At 66.2% G+C, this 17,318-nt stretch carries 17 protein-coding genes and 1 tRNA gene; 13 read left to right on the forward strand and 5 right to left on the reverse strand.

Going from position 1 to position 17,318, the window contains the following annotated elements:
- Positions 1-6: 6 nt before the first annotated feature.
- The 5 genes from AC1RQK_RS11205 to AC1RQK_RS11225 all read left to right on the forward strand — a co-directional run bounded on the left by AC1RQK_RS11205 (position 7) and on the right by AC1RQK_RS11225 (position 5,982).
- Positions 7-813, forward strand: a complete 807-nt coding sequence (locus AC1RQK_RS11205; RefSeq protein WP_492375971.1) for an aspartate dehydrogenase — start codon at positions 7-9, stop codon at positions 811-813.
- Positions 814-835: 22 nt separating this feature from the next.
- Positions 836-2,308 (forward strand): aldehyde dehydrogenase, encoded by a 1,473-nt coding sequence (locus AC1RQK_RS11210; protein ID WP_416049127.1) that lies wholly within the window; start codon positions 836-838, stop codon positions 2,306-2,308.
- A gap of 51 nt (positions 2,309-2,359) precedes the next feature.
- Positions 2,360-3,349: a VOC family protein gene (locus AC1RQK_RS11215; protein ID WP_174423386.1), complete on the forward strand. Its 990-nt coding sequence runs from the start codon at positions 2,360-2,362 to the stop codon at positions 3,347-3,349.
- Between the two features lie 92 nt (positions 3,350-3,441).
- Positions 3,442-4,398, forward strand: a complete 957-nt coding sequence (locus AC1RQK_RS11220; RefSeq protein ID WP_492375972.1) for a PDR/VanB family oxidoreductase — start codon at positions 3,442-3,444, stop codon at positions 4,396-4,398.
- 288 nt (positions 4,399-4,686) lie between these two features.
- The gene (locus AC1RQK_RS11225) at positions 4,687-5,982 is read left to right on the forward strand and encodes an MFS transporter (RefSeq protein WP_492375981.1); all 1,296 of its coding nucleotides are present in this window, start codon (positions 4,687-4,689) and stop codon (positions 5,980-5,982) included.
- Positions 5,983-6,051: 69 nt separating this feature from the next.
- Here AC1RQK_RS11225 and AC1RQK_RS11230 read toward each other — a convergent pair whose 3' ends face one another.
- Positions 6,052-6,570 carry a MarR family winged helix-turn-helix transcriptional regulator gene (locus AC1RQK_RS11230; RefSeq protein ID WP_492375973.1) on the reverse strand — a complete coding sequence of 173 codons (519 nt, stop codon included), beginning with the start codon at positions 6,568-6,570 and terminating at the stop codon, positions 6,052-6,054.
- Positions 6,571-6,944: 374 nt separating this feature from the next.
- Here AC1RQK_RS11230 and AC1RQK_RS11235 point away from each other — a divergent pair, with 374 nt between their 5' ends.
- The 8 genes from AC1RQK_RS11235 to AC1RQK_RS11270 all read left to right on the forward strand — a co-directional run bounded on the left by AC1RQK_RS11235 (position 6,945) and on the right by AC1RQK_RS11270 (position 14,799).
- The gene (locus AC1RQK_RS11235) at positions 6,945-7,925 is read left to right on the forward strand and encodes a Bug family tripartite tricarboxylate transporter substrate binding protein (RefSeq protein ID WP_492375974.1); all 981 of its coding nucleotides are present in this window, start codon (positions 6,945-6,947) and stop codon (positions 7,923-7,925) included.
- A gap of 72 nt (positions 7,926-7,997) precedes the next feature.
- Positions 7,998-10,292, forward strand: coding sequence for a xanthine dehydrogenase family protein molybdopterin-binding subunit (locus AC1RQK_RS11240; RefSeq protein ID WP_492809145.1), 2,295 nt, complete (start codon positions 7,998-8,000; stop codon positions 10,290-10,292).
- Positions 10,285-11,151: an FAD binding domain-containing protein gene (locus AC1RQK_RS11245; protein ID WP_492809146.1), complete on the forward strand. Its 867-nt coding sequence runs from the start codon at positions 10,285-10,287 to the stop codon at positions 11,149-11,151. Before AC1RQK_RS11240 ends, AC1RQK_RS11245 begins: the two co-directional genes overlap by 8 nt.
- Positions 11,152-11,160: 9 nt before the next feature.
- Positions 11,161-11,637 carry a (2Fe-2S)-binding protein gene (locus tag AC1RQK_RS11250; protein WP_492809147.1) on the forward strand — a complete coding sequence of 159 codons (477 nt, stop codon included), beginning with the start codon at positions 11,161-11,163 and terminating at the stop codon, positions 11,635-11,637.
- Positions 11,627-12,412: an SRPBCC family protein gene (locus tag AC1RQK_RS11255; protein ID WP_492375977.1), complete on the forward strand. Its 786-nt coding sequence runs from the start codon at positions 11,627-11,629 to the stop codon at positions 12,410-12,412. The genes AC1RQK_RS11250 and AC1RQK_RS11255 overlap by 11 nt, the downstream gene beginning before the upstream one ends.
- 189 nt (positions 12,413-12,601) lie before the next feature.
- Entirely contained in the window at positions 12,602-13,423 is an 822-nt protein-coding gene (locus tag AC1RQK_RS11260) for an IclR family transcriptional regulator (protein ID WP_459371356.1), read from the forward strand.
- A 146-nt stretch (positions 13,424-13,569) separates the two neighbouring features.
- Entirely contained in the window at positions 13,570-13,968 is a 399-nt protein-coding gene (locus AC1RQK_RS11265) for a hypothetical protein (protein WP_492809148.1), read from the forward strand.
- 237 nt (positions 13,969-14,205) lie between these two features.
- Positions 14,206-14,799 (forward strand): ParB-like protein, encoded by a 594-nt coding sequence (locus AC1RQK_RS11270; RefSeq protein WP_492375979.1) that lies wholly within the window; start codon positions 14,206-14,208, stop codon positions 14,797-14,799.
- 168 nt (positions 14,800-14,967) lie between these two features.
- Here AC1RQK_RS11270 and AC1RQK_RS11275 read toward each other — a convergent pair.
- From AC1RQK_RS11275 to AC1RQK_RS11290, 4 genes are all read right to left on the reverse strand, one after another.
- Positions 14,968-15,042 (reverse strand) — tRNA-Val (locus AC1RQK_RS11275).
- A 132-nt stretch (positions 15,043-15,174) separates the two neighbouring features.
- Positions 15,175-15,897, reverse strand: coding sequence for a DNA polymerase III subunit epsilon (dnaQ, locus tag AC1RQK_RS11280; RefSeq protein ID WP_492375980.1), 723 nt, complete (start codon positions 15,895-15,897; stop codon positions 15,175-15,177).
- Between the two features lie 74 nt (positions 15,898-15,971).
- Complete coding sequence (rnhA, locus tag AC1RQK_RS11285; RefSeq protein WP_150983353.1) at positions 15,972-16,409, reverse strand: ribonuclease HI; 438 nt, start codon at positions 16,407-16,409, stop codon at positions 15,972-15,974.
- Between the two features lie 107 nt (positions 16,410-16,516).
- Positions 16,517-17,308 carry a class I SAM-dependent methyltransferase gene (locus AC1RQK_RS11290; protein WP_459371350.1) on the reverse strand — a complete coding sequence of 264 codons (792 nt, stop codon included), beginning with the start codon at positions 17,306-17,308 and terminating at the stop codon, positions 16,517-16,519.
- Positions 17,309-17,318 lie beyond the last annotated feature (10 nt).

Genomic DNA, 17,318 nt, shown 5'->3' on the forward strand with positions numbered 1-17,318 from the left:
CGCAACATGCTGCACGTGTCGATGGTGGGATGCGGAGCGATCGGGCGCGGTGTGCTCGAGCTGCTCAAGAGCGATCCGGACGTGGTGTTCGACGTGGTGGTGGTGCCCGAGGCGCAGATGGACCAGGCCCGCCATGACGTCTCCGCGCTGGCCCCGCATGCACGGGTTGCCACCTGCCTGAGCCAGGCCGACGGACGGCCTGACCTGCTGGTGGAGTGCGCTGGCCACCATGCGCTGGAGGAGCACATCGTGCCGGCGCTGGAGCGCGGCATCGCCTGCATGGTGGTGTCGGTGGGCGCGCTCTCCGAGCCGGGCCTGGCCGAGCGGCTGGAAGCCGCGGCACGGCGCGGCGGCACGCAGGTGCAGCTACTCTCCGGCGCCATCGGTGCGATCGACGCACTGGCGGCAGCGCGCGTGGGCGGGCTGGACTCGGTGGTCTACACCGGGCGCAAGCCGCCCGGCGCGTGGAAGGACACGCCGGCCGAGGCGCTGTTCGACCTCGACGCGTTGACCGAAGCCACGGTGATCTTCGAGGGCAACGCCCGCGAAGCCGCGCGGCTCTATCCGAAGAACGCCAATGTGGCGGCTACGCTGTCGATGGCCGGCCTCGGGCTGGACCACACGCAGGTCAAGCTGCTGGCGGATCCGGGCGTGGATGAAAACGTGCACCACGTGGAAGCGCGCGGTGCCTTCGGCGGTTTCGAGCTGACCATGCGCGGCAAGCCGCTGGCGGCGAACCCCAAGACTTCGGCGCTGACAGTGTTCAGCGTGGTGCGTGCGCTGGGCAACCGTGCCCACGCCATGTCGATTTAAGCAGCGCAGCAAGGCAATCATCATGAAGCAAGACATTCTCCCCATCTGTATCGCAGGCGAGTGGCGCGTGGGCGGCGGCGAGCGCTACGCCACGCGCTACCCGGCCACCGGCGAAGTCGTCGCGGAACTGAATGCGGCAAGCCTGGACGACGTGGAAGAGGCCGTGCAGGGCGCGCATCGCGCGTTCCTCACCAGCGGCTGGGCCCAGCGCAAGCCGCACGAGCGCGCAGCCGTGCTGCATCGCGTGGCCGACCTGATCCGCGCGCGCGCCGAGCCGCTGGCTCAGCGCCAGCGCCTGGACAACGGCAAGCCCATCAGCGAGACGCGCGCGCTGGTGGCCAGCGCCGCCGGCACGTTCCAGTTCTTCGCGGCGGCCTGCGAAACCCTGGAGGAGACGCTCACGCCCGCGCGTGGTGATTTCCTCACCATGAGCGTGCATGAAGCCATGGGCGTGGTGGCCGCGATCACGCCGTGGAATTCGCCCATCGCCAGCGAGGCGCAGAAGCTGGCGCCCGCGCTGGCCGCCGGTAACGCGGTGGTGATCAAGCCCGCTGAGATCACGCCGCTGATGGCGCTGGAACTCGCCGCCATCTGCGAGGAAGCCGGCGTGCCCAAGGGCCTCATCAGCGTGCTGCCGGGCAAGGGCTCGGTGATCGGTGATGCCATTACCAAGCACCCGCTGGTGCGCCGCGTGTCCTTTACCGGTGGCACCACCACGGGACGCCATATCGCCCACATTGCCGCCGACAAGATGATGCCGGTGTCGCTGGAGCTGGGCGGCAAGTCGCCCACCATGGTGTTTGAGGACGCGGACCTGGACCACGCGGTCAACGGCGTGCTGTACGGCATCTTCAGTTCCTCGGGCGAATCGTGCATCGCGGGTTCGCGCCTGTTCGTGGCACGTTCCTTGTATGAGCCTTTCATGGACCGCCTGGCCGAGGGCGCGGCGCGCCTGCGAGTGGGCGATCCGGCCGACGAGCGCACCCAGATGGGGCCGCTGATCAGCGACCGCCATCGTGACTCGATCGAATCGTATGTGGCGCTTGGCGTATCCGAAGGCGGCCAGCTGCGTACGGGAGGCATCCGCCCCACGGTGGCGGGCTGCGAGAACGGCTACTTCTACACGCCGACCATCATCGAGGGGCTGGATAACAGCGCCCGCGTATGCCAGGAGGAAATCTTCGGGCCGGTGCTGGTGGCGATGGCCTTCGACGACGAGGACGATCTGATCGCACAAGCCAACGACAGCGTGTACGCGCTGGCGGCGGGCGTATGGACGCGCGACTACAAGCGCGCGTGGCGCTTTGCGCGTGCGGTGCAGGCCGGCAATGTGTGGATCAATACGTACAAGCAGTTCTCGATCTCGACGCCGTTCGGCGGCTGGCGCGACAGTGGGCTGGGGCGCGAGAAGGGGCGGCTGGGGATCCTGCAGTACATGGAACAAAAGAGCGTGTATTGGGGCATGCATGAACAACCGCTGCCGTGGGCTAACTAAGTGAGCGCGACGACATTGGACGCTGCAAAAGCGACACAGCAGGAGAGGGTAATGAACACGATTCTGGGCATCGACGAAATCGTCTACGGTGCCGACGACCTGGACGCCTGCCGGCGCTTCTTCGCCGACTGGGGCCTCACGCTGGTGCGCGAGGATGCGGCCGGGCTGGATTTCGAGACGCTGAACGGCTGCCGCGTGCTGGTGCGCCGCACCGACGACCCGGCACTGCCGGCGGCAATGGAAGACGGCCCGACGCTGCGCGAGGTGGTGTGGGGCGTGGACACGCAAGCCGCGCTGGACCGGATCGCGGATGCCATCCGCGCCGAGCCGGGTTTCGTCAGCACGGGCGAGCACGGCGTGCAGGGCGAGCAAGGCGAACGCGTTGGCTGCACGGATCCGAACGGCCTGGCCGTGCGCTTCCAGCTGACCCGCAAGCGCGAGGTCGAGGTGGAATGCGCCGCGATGAACACGTGGAACGACAAGCCGCGCATGAACCAGCGCAGCCCGATCTACGAACGTGCCACGCCGATCGAGGTAGGGCACGTGGTCTTCTTCGTCAAGGACGTGGCCGCCACCGAGCGTTTCTACACCGAGAGGCTGGGCTTCGTGCCGTCGGACCACTATCCGGGCCGTGGCGCCTTCCTGCGCTGCGCGCCGGACGGCGGCCACCACGACCTGTTCCTGCTGCAGCTGCCGCAGGCCAAGAGTGGGCTGAACCACGTGGCCTTTACCGTGCGCGACATCCACGAGGTGTTCGGCGGCGGCCTGCATGTGTCGCGCAGCGGCTGGGATACGCAGCTTGGCCCGGGCCGGCATCCGATTTCGTCCGCGTATTTCTGGTACTTCAAGAATCCGGCCGGCGGCCTCATCGAGTACTACGCCGATGAAGACCAGTTGGATGCCGACTGGGAGCCGCGCGATTTCGAGCCGGGTCCGACCATGTTCGCCGAATGGGCGGTGGAAGGCGGGCTGGATGGCAATACGCGCAGGCAGAAGAACGCAGGCGGCCCGCAGGGCAAGTTCCTGACGGAGAAGCGCTGAGCACGGCGTAGCAACACAGGCAACGCGGGCAACACAAGCAACGCAGGCAAGACAAGCAAGACAAGCAACACGAAGCAACCGAAGGAAGTGCCATGAGTACCAGCCAATCCCTGAGCCTGCGCGTGCAGGCCATGCGTTTCGAAGCGCGCGGCATCGTCAGCGTGGAACTGCGCGATCCGCACGGGCATGCGTTGCCCGAGTACGCGCCAGGCGCGCATATCGACCTGCATCTGGGCAATGGCCTGGTGCGCAGCTACTCGCTGTGCGGCGCGCCGGAAGTGCGCGACCGCTACGTGGTGGGCGTGCTGCTCGACCGCGGCAGCCGTGGCGGCTCACGCTATGTGCATGAGCAACTGCGGGTGGGCAGCACGCTCACCGTGGCTGCGCCGCGCAACCACTTCGCGCTGGACGAGGGGGCGGCACACACGGTGCTGGTGGCCGGCGGCATCGGCGTGACGCCGATCGTGTGCATGGCGCGTCGGCTGCATGAGCTCGGGCGTTCCTTTACGTTGCTTTACTGCGCACGCTCGCGTGCGGAAGCCGCCTTCGCGGACGAGCTGGCCGCCTACGGCGACGCGGTGCGCATGCACTTCGACGACGAGGCGGGCAGCCCGCCGGACCTGTCCACGCTGCTGGCCGGGCAAGCTGCCAGCACGCACTTCTATTGCTGCGGCCCGGGCCCGATGCTGAACGCCTTCGAAGCCGCCTGCGCCGGCCATGGCTATCCCGAAGTCCATATCGAACGCTTCGCCGCCGACCCGTCGGTGGCGGCGGTGCAGGACGGCGAGTACACCGTGGCGCTGGCAAGCACGGGCAGCGAGCTGAAAGTGCCCGCAGGCAAGTCCCTGCTGGATGCCTTGCTCGAAGCGGGCATTGCGGTAGAGCACAGCTGCAAGGAAGGTGTATGCGGCTCGTGCGAGACGCGCGTGCTCGAAGGCATTCCCGAACACCGCGACGGCGTGCTCAGCAAGAGCGAGCGCGAGTCGAACCAGACCATGATGGTTTGCGTGTCAGGCTGCAAAGGCAAGCGCCTGGTCCTGGACCTCTAAGCGCGCCACCGCGCGCCGCGTCCATCGCGGCGCCAACGGTGGTGGCCATTGCCGGGCAAGTCCGGCAATGCGCCAGCGCGGGGCGGCTGCCTGCCTCGGATACTTTAGAAGAGAAACACCGTGTTGATCCAGAGACAAGAGGCCCCGCTCGCCAACGCGAGCGCCGAGGGTGTGGCGACCCCATCCAGCACCAGCACGGCAGGCGGTGGCGCGCGCGCCATTGACGCCCCCGTGGCAACCACCCGGGGCGAGATCATCGCCCGCATCGAGCGCCTGCCCAGCAATGGCATGCATGTCAGGGCGCGGCTGCTGATCGGCCTGGCCACGTTCTTCGATGGCTTCGACGTCATCGCCATCGCCGCCACGCTGCCGCTGCTGATCTCCATGTGGTCGCTCACGCCGGGGCAGATCGGCTTCCTGATCGCGGCGCCGTCGGTCGGGCAACTGATCGGCGCGCTGCTGTTTCCCGCGCTGGCCGAGCGCTTTGGCCGCCTTAACTCGATTGGCTGGAGCGCGGGCATCATCGGGCTGATGAGCATCGCCTGCGGCTTTGCGCCCTCGTTCGAGATCTTTGCCTTGCTGCGCATCGTGCAGGGCCTGGGCCTGGGCGGTGAGCTGCCGGTGGCCGCCACTTATATCAACGAAGTGACGCGTGCCCACGGGCGCGGGCGCTTCGTACTGCTGTACGAGGTGGTGTTCCCGATCGGCCTGCTGATCTCCAATGCGGTCGGCGCGTGGCTGGTGCCGCGGTTCGGCTGGACCGTGATGTACTTCATCGGCGGCGCCCCGGTCATCCTGTTCTTCATCCTGCGTCGGGCCATTCCCGAGTCGCCGCGCTGGCTGGCGGAGAAGGGCCGCCTGGCTGAGGCCGACCGCGCGCTCGCGGCGTTCGAGTCCCGCGCCAAGGGGCCGCTGGCGCCGCTGGGCGATGTATCCGCGTACGACGCGATGACCGGCAAGCACCCGCGCCGGCGTGTCCGGGATCTGCTGAGCAAGGCCTATATTGGCCGCACGCTGGCGGTGTGGATGTTGTGGGCGACCTGCGGCTTTATCCAGTACGGGCTGTCGACCTGGTTGCCGACGATCTACAAGACGGTGTATCACGCACCGCTGCAGTTGGCGCTGAACCTGGCCGCGGGCGCATCGGTGCTCGGGGTGATCGGCTCGCTGGTGTGCGCGATGATCGTCGATAAGGTGGGCCGCAAGCCGGTGATCAACGTCTCGTTCATCCTGTGCGCGATATCGCTGGCGCTGGCCGGCGTGTTCCACGCGGAGTCGGTGTACGTCGTGGCCGGGCTCTGCGCGCTCTCGCTCGGTTTCCTGGCCAGTGGCTTTATCACGGCCTACGTGTACACGCCAGAGCTGTATCCCACCAGCATCCGCGCCATGGGCTGCGGCTTTGGGGGCGCGTGGCTGAAGCTGGCGGCGATCTTCGCGCCGACGCTGGTGGCCAGCACGATCGGCTCGGGCAATCTCAGCACTGCTTTCTACGCGCTGGCGACGGTGCCGTTCGTGGCGGCGCTCACCATCCACTTCCTTGGCATCGAGACCAAGGGCAAGGTGCTCGAGCAACTCGAGGCCTGATCCGCGACGCACGACATGAAGCCCGTGGCAGCGCCAGCTGCCACGGGCTTTGTTCGTTTTCGTGCGCGCTTACTCGCCCCCGCCCCCGCCGGCGTCGCCGCGCCCGGGCGTCACGCACAGGCCGTGCAGCTTCCTCAGCGCCTGGTACATCGCGCGGCGCTCCTCCGGCTCAAGCAGCCGGATCACCTCCGCCTGGCCTTTCCTGGCCAGCGGCATCACTTGCTTATGCAGCGCCAGGCCTTCCGGCGTGATGCTGCAGATCAGCTTCTTGCGCGGGGTGTTGCCCTCGGCATCCAGCTTCACCAGCCCGCGGCCTTCGAGCAGCCGCAGCGTGCGGCTCACCAGCGCCTTGTCCGATGTGGATTGCAGCACCAATTCTGCGAAAGGCAACTGCCGTGCGTGTGCCAGCAGGGCCAGCAGGCGCCATTCGGGCACCGTGAGCGCGAACTGCTCGGCGTAGGGCAGCGTCACGGTGCGCCGCAGCGCGTTGACCAACTGGCTAAGCATCGTCGTCAGGAAGTCGTCGACATCGAGCCCGCTGCCTTGCTCGTCCAGTTGCGCCCAGGGGCAGTCGGTTTTCGGGGGCATTGCCTTGTCACCGGTGTCGGTTGTCGTTCCGGCTGCGCGCTTCATCAGATCCATGTCTTTCAGGAGATGCCGCCGGACGGCGGCTGATCAGGGGAGGGCGGAGCCGATTGTCTCATAGGGAATCCGATGTGCCGCCTTCTTCTCGTCATGATTCTCTCTTTCTGAGTTTATAAAAAATAGATATGTCAATTAGGGATTAACGTAAGTTGAGTGGTCAAAATTAGCATTCTAGTATGAATGACACGTTCCTCTCCTGAACTAATGTTTCGCTAATAAAACGCACATCGAATGCGTTCCCGTCCCTTAGCCGTGCCTAACCCCGCCCCCACCATGCCATTCCCCGCTGAAGTGGAGCGCCCCCACAGGAGCCGTAGATGAACCTTGCCCGCCGACACGTCCTTGCCACAGCGCTCGCCGCGATTGCCCTGGGAGGCGGCAGCGCCTTTGCACTCGGCTATCCCGCCAAACCGGTCACGATCGTGGTCGCCTATCCGCCGGGCGGCGACACGGACTCCATGGCGCGCATGTACGCGGAGAAGCTGTCGATGCGCCTCAAGCAGCCGGTGATCGTGGAGAACAAGCCGGGCGCCGGCGGCGTGGTCGGCAACGCCATGGTTGGACGCGCGCCGGCCGACGGCTACACGCTCTTGTTCACGCCCAACCCGTTCACGACGGCGCCGATGGTGCTCAAGCTCCCCGCCAGCGCCAGCTACGACGCGCTGCATGGCTTCACCCCGGTCATCCAGACCGGCACGCAGACCGTGCTGCTGGTGGCGTATCCGGGCGGTGGCATCAAGACCGTGCAGGAAATGGTGGCCGCGGCGAAGGCAGGCAAGCCGCTGACGTATGCCACCCCCGGCGCGGGTTCGCCCATGCATATCGCCGGCGAGTGGCTGAACCGCGCCGCTGGCGTGAAGATCCAGCATGTGCCGTACCGGGGCGTTGCGCCCGCCGTCAATGATGTCGTCGCGGGCCACGTCAACTTCGCCTACGTGACGCTGGGGCCGGTGGCCCAGTACATCAACACGGGCAAGCTGCTCGCGCTGGCCGTGACCGATCCGAAGCGCTCTGCGCTGCTGCCCAATGTGCCGACGCTGTCCGAGCTTGGCTACAAGGACGTCATCGTCGGCGCATGGCACGGCGTCATGGCGCCCAAGGGCACGCCGGCCGAGGTGGTGAAGCTGCTCAATGAGCAGCTCAACGAGATCGTCAAGATGCCGGACATCGCCGAGAAGATGGCCACCTTTGGCGCGGTGCCGGTGGGCGGCGCGCCCGCCGTGCTGGAAAAGATCAATGCTTCCGACTACGAGCGGCTGGGCAAGGTCATCAAGGATTTCGGCATTACCGCCGAGTGACGCGACGCCGGCGGCAACGCTCGCCGGCGTCTTCATGGTTTTCAGTGGTTTTCTGACTAGCAGGAGGTCGGCATGAGCACGTCGACAGTGGGAAGCGCCACGCCGCAAGTGACGGCGCGGGAGAAGGTGATGGGCAGGGCCGTGTATGCCGGCGACATCAAGCAGGCCGGCATGCTGCACGCCAAGGTGCTGCGCAGCCCGTATCCGCATGCCCGCATTGTTCGCATCGACACCGCGGCGGCGCGCGCGCTGCGGGGCGTCAAGCTGGTCCTGACCGGCGAGGACACGCCGTCACGGCTGTGGGGCACGCATCGCAAGGAGCAGCGCATTCTTGCCGCTGGCGTGGTCCGCCACGTGGGTGAGGAGGTCGCCGCGGTGGTCGCGGTGGATGAGGAAACCGCGCGCGATGCACTGGACCTGATCCGCGTGGAGTACGAAGAACTGCCCGCCATCTTCAGCGCCGATGCAGCGCTGGTCGATGGCGCGGCGGAGCTGCACCCGGGCACGCGCAATATCGCCCATGAGATGCATATCGAGCGTGGCGACGTCGAAGCCGGCTTCGCCCGGGCCGCGGTGGTCTACGAGGCCACGTACGACATGCACTCGCAGTATCCCGGCTACCTGGAGCCGATGGCTACCGTGGCCGCCCAGGATGGCAATGGCCGGCTCACGGTCTGGGCCTCGACGCAGTCCGTATTCCTGGCGCGCGCGCGGCTGGCCGAAGCGCTGGACCGGCCGGTGTCCACTATCCGCGTGATCCAGGCGGTCACCGGTGGCGGCTTTGGCGCCAAGATCGTGGAGGAGAGCAACAGCCTGATCGCGGCCTTGCTGGCAACGCGGCTCGACCGCCCGGTGCGCCTCGTCAACAACCGGCTCGAGGATTTCCTCGGCGCGCGCTCCAGCGTGCCGGCGCGGGTCTGGCTGAAGATGGGCCTGGACGCGCAAGGGATGATCGTCGCCAAGGACGTCAATATCGTGGCCGAGTGCGGCGCTTATGCGGGCCTGGCTGGCGACGTGATGCACGTGAGCGCGATGCGCAGCGACAACATGCATCGCTTGGAGAACGTGCGCTCCAACGCCGTGCTCGCCTATACCAACAATCCGCCGCGCGGCGCGTTCCGCGGCTTTGGCGGCCAGCAGATGCAGTTCCCGCTGAACAGCCACCTCACCATGCTGGCCGAAATGCTCGGCATGGACCCCATCGAAATCCACAAGCGCAATGCCATCCGCTCCGGGGACACCAGCGTGCATGGCTGGAAGATCGGCAGCAGCGGCCTGGTGGAATGCCTCGAGCAAGCGCGCGAAGCGATCCAGTGGGATGCGCGCCGCGCCGATGCCTCGCGGCGAACCGGCACGCGCCGGCGCGGGCTCGGCATCGCGGCCGCCATGCACGTCAGCGGCAACCGCACGCTGGGCAACTGGGACGGCTCCACCATCGTGCTCAAGGTCAACGAGGACGGGCGCGTCATGCTGCTCACCAGCGAGTGCGACATGGGGCAGGGCGCCAACACCATGCTCAGCCAGATCTGCGCCCAGGAGCTGGGCATTGCGCTGTCGCATGTCACCGTGAGCACGCCGGATACCGATGTGGCGCCGTTCTGCCTCGGCTCGCTGGCGTCTCGCGTCACGATCATTTCCGGCAACGCAGTGATGCGGGCCGCGCGCGAGGCGAAGCAGAAACTGCTGGCCGTGGCCGCTGAGAAGCTCGGCGTGCCAGAGGACGAACTGGACCTGCTCGACGGCGTGATCCGCGCCCGCAATGACGACAGCAAGCGCGCCACGCTCGCCGAGATCGCGCGCTTGCATATCTTCCGCCACGGCGGTGAAGGGCTGATGGTGCGCGCCACCTACGATGCGCCCACCGTGATGCACGACGCCAACTACTACGGCAACATCGCGCCAGCCTACTCGTTTGCGGCGCAGGCCGTCGAAGTGGAAGTGGACATGGCCACCGGGCAGGTCACGTTGATCGACAGCTTCGTGTCGGACGACTGCGGCAAGGCCATCAACCCGCTGGCCGTGCACGGCCAGACGCACGGCGCCACCGTGCAGGCGATCGGCTGGACGCTGTACGAGCATGTGCAGGTCGAGGATGGCCGCATCCTGAACGGCAACTTCGCCGACTACACGATGCCGACCGCTGACGCGGTGCCCGCGCTGCGCACGGATGTGGTTGAATCCGTTGAGCCCAACGGGCCCTATGGCGCCAAGGGCGCCAGCGAAACCGCGATCCTGCCAGGCGCGGCGGCCATTGCCAATGCGGTCTATGACGCCATCGGCGTGCGTATCGCATCGCTGCCCATCACGCCGGAGAAGGTGCTGGCCGCGCTGCGCGAGCGCAAGGAAAAGGAGGCGCGCCATGCGTAATTTCGAATTTCTGGAGCCCGGCTCGGTGCAGGAAGCCAGCCGCATGCTGGCCGACCTGGGCGACGAGTGTCGGGTAATCGCCGGCGGCACCGCGCTGATGCTCGGCATGCGCCAGCGCATGCTCACGCCCACGCACCTGGTATCGCTCGGCCAACTCGATGCACTGCGCAAGATAGAGTTCGATCCGCGCACCGGCTTGCGCATCGGCGCGCTGGCCTTGCATGCGCAGGTGGCGCGCTCAAAGCTGGTGCAGGCGCATTACCCCATGCTGGCCAGCATGGCAGGGCGCGTGGCCAATCCGCAGGTGCGCAACCAGGGCACGATCGGCGGCAACCTTTGCTATGCCGATCCCGCCACCGATCCGCCGGGTTGCCTGATGGCGCTGGGGGCGCAGGTGGTGCTCGCAGGCAGGAGCGGCGAGCGCGTGCTGGAGATGGAGGCGTTCCTGGTCGACTACTACACCACGGCGCTCGAGCCCGACGAGATCGTGACCGAGATCCGCATTCCCGCGCCGGCGCCGGATGCGCTCGGCCACTACGCGCGTTTCCTGCGCACGGCCGCCGAGCACCGGCCGCTGGCCAGCGTCGCGCTGCTGGCTCGCCGGACTGGCGCCACATGTATCGAGGCGCGCCTTGCTGTCGGCGCATCGACGCCGATTCCGGCGCGGATGCGGCATGCCGAGGCGTTCCTGGCCGGCAAGGCCGTCACGCCCGAAGTGGCCGCCGAAGCGGCGGATATCGTCGCCGCGGGCATCGACCCCGTTTCCGATATGCGCGGCAACGCGGACTATCGCCGCGAGATGGTACGGACCGTGGCGCGGCGAAGCATCGCCGCGCTATTCGGGCTGGCGGCGGACTAAGGATTCCCCATGCAAAAGATCCATATCGAACTCACTGTCAACGGCGAAGACCACAGCGTGGAAGTGCCCGCGCGGCGCCTGCTGTCGGACCTGCTGCGCGACGACCTCAACCTGACCGGCACCAAGCGCGGCTGCGAGACCGGCATCTGCGGCGCCTGCTCCGTGCTGGTGGACGGCGAAGTCATGAAGTCCTGCCTGATGCTTGCCGTGCAGGCACGCGGGCGCGACGTGACCACCGTCGAAGGCCTCGGCGCCGGCGGCGAACTGCACCCGCTGCAGCAAAGTTTCATGGAGTGCGGCGGCTTGCAGTGCGGCTACTGCACCCCTGGCTTCCTGATGACCTCCTGCGCCATGTTGGCGCATAACCCCAATCCGACAGAAGAGGAAGTCCGTGCCGGCCTGAACGGCAACCTGTGCCGCTGCACCGGTTACGTCGGCATCGTCGAATCCATTCTGTTCGCCGCGGAGAAGATGCGTGGAAATTGAAAAAAGGCTGATCGTCGGCGCAGCGCCGGCGCAAGTGTGGGCACTGCTGCTCGATCCCAATGTGATGGGCGGCTGCGTGCCGGGCATGCAGTCGATCGAGGTGGTCAGCGATGTGGAGTACATCTCGCACATCCAGGTCAAGATCGCCTTTGTCAGCGCGCGTTTCAAGATCAAGACCACCATCGTGGAGATGCGCGCGCCCAACTACCTGCGTAGCGAAGGCACAGGCGAGGACGCCTCCGTGGCCAGCTCGCTCAAGCAGTCCAGCGAGATCTTCCTGACCGGGCAGCCCGACGGCAAGACCGAACTGCGCATGAAGATCAACGTGGACGTGCTGGGCCGCCTTGGCACGTTTGGCCTGAGCGTGATGAAGACGAAGGCGGACCGGATGTGGGAGGAGTTCGGCACGAATTTGTCGGCGCGGTTGGCGGCGCCTGCCGAGGCGGCGCCGGCTGCGGCGTCCGCAGCGCCCGCAGCACCGGCTGCGGCGCAAACGGTTGCGAAGGAGCAGGCCCCTTCGCCCGCCTCGCCCGCCTCCGCCATCGAGGGGATTCCCGCTCGCCCGGCCGTCATCCCGGCTCACACCGTGCAAGCCAGCCCCAATCGCAGCACAGGCTGGTGGTCGCGCTTGTTCTCGCCCGCGCCCGCCGTGGACAGGGGCCCGCTCACGGATATCTGCATCGAAGTGCGCCAGCCCAATGCGACCATTACCGTGCGCTGGCCGGCACAGCACGCGGGCGAGTGCGGCGCCTGGCTGCGGGACTATCTGAAGTAGGCATGCGCGGCTTCGGTGATGGAAGTGCTGGAGGATAGATGCAGGGCGTGTTATATCGGACAGTCGCGGGCGGCGCATCGGGATGCAAGGTGCGTCATCCGCACCGGCCGGGCCGCAGGGCAGGGCAGGGCCGAAGCCAAAGCCGTTACCATATAGCACGCCAAAGTACTCATTCGCAGAGATATCACCATGACAGATGCCCTCGAGCCTACCGATCTCCAGGACAAGTACATCGTGCCGGGGCTGGAACGCGGCCTGCGCCTGCTGGGCGAGTTCAGCCGCAACGAGCGGACCCTGTCTGCCGCCGAGCTGGCGCGCCGGCTGCAGGTCCCGCGCTCCACGGTGTTCCGCCTGCTGACCACGCTGGAGATGATGGGCTTTGTCGAGCGCACCGATGGCGGCCGTGAATTCCGGCTCGGCATGGCGGTACTGCGTCTTGGCTTTGACTACCTCGCCTCGCTGGAGCTGACCGAACTCGGCCGGCCACTGCTGGACCGCCTGCGCGACGAGATCAACTTCCCATGCAACCTGGTGGTGCGTGACGGCCGCTCCATCGTCTACGTGGCCAAGTCCGTGGCGCCTACGCCGTTCGCCAGCTCGGTCAACGTCGGCACCCGGCTGCCGGCGCACGCCACCGTGCTTGGCCGCGTGCTGCTTGAAGACCTGACGCTGGCGGAACTGCGTGAACTCTATCCCGAGCCGCAGCTGGAAGTTTTCTCGGAGAGCACGCCCAAGACCGTCGAAGCCCTGTTCGACATGGTCCAGCGCGACCGCCAGCGCGGCTACGTGCTGCAGGAAGGCTTCTTCGAAACCAGCATCTCGACCATCGCCGCGCCGGTGCGGGACCGCAGCGGCAAGGTAGTGGCGGCGCTTGGCGCCACCATCCCGGCTTCGCGGATCGATCCGGAGCGGCTCGATGGCATGGTGGAACAGGTGAGGAGTGCGGCGGGGGAGCTATCCCGGTTGCTGGACTATCGGCCGTCGGAAGGTGGAGCCGTAGTTAATTTGTAGGGCGCCGGCCAGCCTTGTCGGCTAGTAGTGACGGGCAAGCACCGCGACTTCCCCTGGCCGCGCATATCCGGCATTGGGCCAGGCGGGGACCTGGAATGTGCACTGGAAATTCGTGTCTAACTACACGAACGCGTCAGGAATTGGCGATGGGCACATGTATCAAAATCCTCACAATCGTTGCGGCCATGACGCTGGCCGGGTGCGCGGCAGTGCCTGCATATGACGGCTATGGCTACGGCTATCCGCCCGAAGGCACTTATCCTTACGGCGCTTACTATCCCGCTTACCCCTATGGCCCCTACTATGACTACGGCTCTGGTGGCCCGGGTTTTATGGGGGTGGTGCCGTGTTCTTCCATGGTGGTGGCCACGGCGGTGATGGTCACCATGGTCATGGCGGCCACGGCGAGGGGCATGGGGAGGGTCATGGCGGTGGTCATGGCGGCGGTGGTCATAACGGTGGCGGCCATGGCCGGTGAGCGTTGGAGCAGGCCCGATCGGAGTCCGTCATGCCGGTTCTCCCCCTCCTTGTCGCTGCCCTGCTGATCGTCGGGGTGTACGCGTTCGCGATCCGGGCCATCTTTCATCGCGAACCCAAGGTGCGGGGAAGACCTGTCCGGCATTGCCGGCGGCACTACCGGCGCACCTGACGGCGAGCGAAACCCGCATCCGGCTTGGCTGCCTCCCGCGCACCCAAGCCCTTATTCGTTCTGATCGTTGGCGATATGCCTGCTAATCTTGCCTTGTGCAGAACCTGTGCGGAAGAATGAAGAGGAGGGCAACATGGCAGCGGTCCGCGAATCCCTGATTCACGAACTCCACCCGACGCAACTGACGGTGGGCATGATCGAAGTGCAGGACAAGAAGAAACACCTGGCCTCGCTAAAGCCTGCGGAGCAGCGCGAGTTCCTGCAGGCCCATCCGATCCCGGCGGTAAACGGGCCGGGCGGCAAGCTTTACATCACCGATCACCATCATCTCGGGCGGGCTGCCCTGGAGGCCGGCGTCACCAGTGGATTTTTCACCGTGGAAGCCGATCTGTCGGCTTGCGCGCAGGACGATTTCTGGGTGCAGATGGATAAGAGCCTATGGGTTCATCCCCTGGACGAACACGGCGTGCGGCACTGCTACGCTGCGGTTCCCCATCACCTGGAGAAACTGGTCGACGATCCATATCGGTCGCTGGCCGGGTATGTCCGGGACGCTGGTGGCTACACCAAGACGCCTACCGCCTTTGCGGAGTTCGTGTGGGCGGACTTCTTTCGCCGCGCCATCGCCGTCGAGGACCTTAGCGCCGACTTTCACGCAGCGGTCCGGCGAGGCATCACGCTGGCAAAAGGCAAGCTGGCTGTCGGCCTGCCCGGATACGCAGCGTAATCAGCACCAGGGTAAGCGGCACCAGAGTCAGCAGCAGGGGCTCGGCAAATGATTGGCCGAGCTGACTCTCCCGGCCTGGCGCGTTGGCCGATACCGGGCAACAAAAAACCCAGAGAGCTTTCGCTGTCTGGGTTTTTCGGCAACGTAGGCAGTTGCTAGCCACTAATTTGGTGGGTGGTACAGGGATTGAACCTGTGACCCCTGCCGTGTGAAGGCAGTGCTCTACCGCTGAGCTAACCACCCCTGCTGCTGCGCTGTTACTGCTGTGCTGCAGAGAAACAAGATTATGTCAGCGCCGTTGTATCTTGTAAAGCCCTTCCTGGAAATTTCTGCAAAAAATCCGTTGGCTACTTTCGGCCGGCAATCTTGCCCCGTCTATGCGGCTTCGCTCGCCGGCGGTGCTTCCTTCCATACGACTTTGCCACCGCTCGCCTTTTCCAGCTGTTTGAGCACCGCCAGGTGGGCGGTGGCTTCATCTTCGCTGGCCATCAGCACGGGCAGGTCGAGGCGGGAGAGGTCGGTGGCGGCCACTGCGTCGCTCTCGGCGCCGCCGCCGTCGAGCATGTCGATCACCAGTGAGTTCTGCCCGCGCGTCATGGCGAGGTAGACCTCGGCCAGCAGCTCGGCATCGAGCAATGCGCCGTGCAGGGTACGGTGGGCGTTGCTGACGCCCAGGCGGTCGCACAGGGCGTCCAGCGAGTTGCGCTTGCCGGGGAACATCTGGCGGGCTTCGCGCAGGGTGTCGATCACATTGCCAGCGTGCTCGCGAAACGGTGGCAGCCCGACAAGCTTGAACTCCATGTCGAGGAAGCCAAGGTCGAAGGGCGCGTTGTGGATGATCAGCTCGGCGTCCTGGACGAAGTCCCGGATCTCGTTGACCACTTCCGCGAACTTGGGCTTGTCGGCCAGGAAGTCTACGGTGATGCCGTGCACCGCGATCGCGCCTTCGTCGATATCGCGTTCCGGGTTGACGTAGAAGTGCAGATGCCTGCCCGTGAGGCGGCGGTTGAGCAGCTCCACGCAGCCGATTTCAATCAGGCGGTCGCCGGTGGCGGCGCTCAGGCCGGTGGTTTCTGTGTCGAGAACGATCTGTCGCATGGCGGGCATTCTAACCGGTGGGGCGGGGGAAGTCGGGCCGGTGTGGGGCGCTATGAGGCGGTACGGGGCCGGCTTTATCCCTTGAGCGAGTCGACGCCACGGTTGGCAAGGGCATCGGCGCGTTCGTTGCCGGGGTGGCCGTTGTGGCCGCGGACCCAGTGCCAGGTGATGTCGTGCTGCTGCGCGAGCTTGTCCATTTCCTGCCAGAGGTCGGCATTCTTTACCGGCTTCTTGTCGGCGGTCTTCCAGCCGCGGGCCTTCCAGCCCGGCAGCCATTCGCCGATGCCTTTCTGCACGTATTGGGAGTCGGTGTAGACCTTGATCCGGCAGCGGCGCTTGAGCGCGCGCAGGGCCTCGATCACGGCCGTCATTTCCATGCGGTTGTTGGTGGTGAGGGCTTCGCCGCCGAACAGCTCTTTCTCGTTGGTGCCGGACACCAGCACGGCGCCCCAGCCGCCGCGCCCGGGGTTGCCTTTGCAGGCGCCGTCCGAATAGATGATGACGTCTTCGATTTCGCTGGGTTCCATTGGGTATTGGGTATTGGCTAAGCTAAGGGTGGCACCGCGATGAGGCGGGGCCAACCGGGGTGATTGGGGGGGCGGCAGCGCTTGGATGGCGCTTAATGCTCGTCGCCGGGGGACTTGCCGTGGGTGCCCGTGGGGGTTGCCACCGGCGCGGCGACTGGCGACAGCGCAGCCTTGGGACTCTTCCAGGCGGGGCCGACCAGGCGGATATTGCGCACGCGCTTGACCGCCGAGATCATATAGACTGAACCGAAGATCGGCCACCAGCGGTCGCCGGCCTTCTCCATGAAGGCGGCGCGCTGCAGCCAGCGCTCGGTGCGGTACGGTGGGCAATAGCAGCCGAACCGGCCGCGGATAATATCGAAACCCAGGAGTTTGAGCCAGTCCTTGATGCGCACGAAGCCGATGGACTGGCTGTCGTTGGGCAGGAAGGGGTCGGCGCCGAGCCGTTTGAGGCCTTGGCGGGCGCCCCACAGGCTCATGGGGTTGAAGCAGGTCACCACCACCCGGCCTTCCGGCATCAGCACGCGGGACACCTCGCGCAGCACCTCGTGCGGGTCTTCCGAAAACTCCAGGATGTGGGGCAGGGTGATCAGATCGATACTTTGCGTCTCGAACGGCAGTTCGTCGAAGCGGCACAGCAACTGACGCGAATCGGCCTGTGCCCGTGGGCCGTGGGGTCCGTTGCCGGGGGCAAGGGCCAGTGCGGAGAACGGCATGCGGTTCTCGCGCAGGGTGTCGATGTGCGGCAGGCCGAGCTGCACCGCGTGGTAGCCGAAGATATCCACCACGATCCGGTCGTACTGCGCCTGCTCCCACTCGAGCATGTATTGCCCGGGAGGCGAGGCAAGCCAGTCTTCCCAATTTATAATCGGACGCTTGGACATAGGAGCACGC

It is taken from the genome of Cupriavidus sp. GW822-FHT02D05 (genome assembly GCF_058802485.1).

What these genes read in the sequence shown, in the direction of transcription:
- AC1RQK_RS11205 (WP_492375971.1), top strand. Translation starts at nt 7, where the DNA reads ATGCTGCACGTGTCGATGGTGGGATGCGGAGCGATCGGGCGCGGTGTG.
- AC1RQK_RS11210 (WP_416049127.1), top strand. Translation starts at nt 836, where the DNA reads ATGAAGCAAGACATTCTCCCCATCTGTATCGCAGGCGAGTGGCGCGTG.
- AC1RQK_RS11215 (WP_174423386.1), top strand. Translation starts at nt 2,360, where the DNA reads ATGAACACGATTCTGGGCATCGACGAAATCGTCTACGGTGCCGACGAC.
- AC1RQK_RS11220 (WP_492375972.1), top strand. Translation starts at nt 3,442, where the DNA reads ATGAGTACCAGCCAATCCCTGAGCCTGCGCGTGCAGGCCATGCGTTTC.
- AC1RQK_RS11225 (WP_492375981.1), top strand. Translation starts at nt 4,687, where the DNA reads ATGCATGTCAGGGCGCGGCTGCTGATCGGCCTGGCCACGTTCTTCGAT.
- AC1RQK_RS11230 (WP_492375973.1), bottom strand. Translation starts at nt 6,570, where the DNA reads ATGCCCCCGAAAACCGACTGCCCCTGGGCGCAACTGGACGAGCAAGGC.
- AC1RQK_RS11235 (WP_492375974.1), top strand. Translation starts at nt 6,945, where the DNA reads ATGAACCTTGCCCGCCGACACGTCCTTGCCACAGCGCTCGCCGCGATT.
- AC1RQK_RS11240 (WP_492809145.1), top strand. Translation starts at nt 7,998, where the DNA reads ATGAGCACGTCGACAGTGGGAAGCGCCACGCCGCAAGTGACGGCGCGG.
- AC1RQK_RS11245 (WP_492809146.1), top strand. Translation starts at nt 10,285, where the DNA reads ATGCGTAATTTCGAATTTCTGGAGCCCGGCTCGGTGCAGGAAGCCAGC.
- AC1RQK_RS11250 (WP_492809147.1), top strand. Translation starts at nt 11,161, where the DNA reads ATGCAAAAGATCCATATCGAACTCACTGTCAACGGCGAAGACCACAGC.
- AC1RQK_RS11260 (WP_459371356.1), top strand. Translation starts at nt 12,602, where the DNA reads ATGACAGATGCCCTCGAGCCTACCGATCTCCAGGACAAGTACATCGTG.
- AC1RQK_RS11265 (WP_492809148.1), top strand. Translation starts at nt 13,570, where the DNA reads ATGGGCACATGTATCAAAATCCTCACAATCGTTGCGGCCATGACGCTG.
- AC1RQK_RS11270 (WP_492375979.1), top strand. Translation starts at nt 14,206, where the DNA reads ATGGCAGCGGTCCGCGAATCCCTGATTCACGAACTCCACCCGACGCAA.
- dnaQ (WP_492375980.1), bottom strand. Translation starts at nt 15,897, where the DNA reads ATGCGACAGATCGTTCTCGACACAGAAACCACCGGCCTGAGCGCCGCC.
- AC1RQK_RS11290 (WP_459371350.1), bottom strand. Translation starts at nt 17,308, where the DNA reads ATGTCCAAGCGTCCGATTATAAATTGGGAAGACTGGCTTGCCTCGCCT.